Origin of the sequence: Streptomyces sp. BE20, from assembly GCF_036322525.1 — a bacterium.
GTDB lineage: Bacteria > Actinomycetota > Actinomycetes > Streptomycetales > Streptomycetaceae > Kitasatospora.
Genome location: NZ_JAQYWW010000716.1, coordinates 1 through 310 on the forward strand (window position 1 = coordinate 1; position 310 = coordinate 310).

The 310-nt window shown below is 34.5% G+C and carries 1 protein-coding gene; it reads right to left on the reverse strand.

The window, feature by feature from the left end; genetic code table 11:
- On the reverse strand, positions 1-290 hold a 290-nt coding region (locus tag PUR61_RS45335), incomplete at its 3' end, for a hypothetical protein (protein WP_329879515.1).
- Positions 291-310: the final 20 nt, after the last annotated feature.

A 310-nucleotide genomic window follows, 5' to 3' on the forward strand; every position in this document is an offset into this window, starting at 1 on the left:
GGCCCGGGACGAACCAACCGCCCCCCCCCCCCCAAACAACAACACACCAAAAACCAACCCCCCACCCCCCCCCCCCACAACCCCCCCCCACCAACAAAAAAAACACCACAAAAAAAAAAAAAAACACCAAAAACAAAAAAAAAAAAAAAAAAAAAACAAAAAAAAAAAAAAAAAAAACAAAACAAAAAAAAAAAATCAAACCAAAAAAACCCCAAAACCAAAAAAAACACCCACAAAAAAAAAAAAAAAAAAAAAAACAAAAAAAAAAAAAACCAACAACAAAAACACACAAAACAACACCACAGCATAA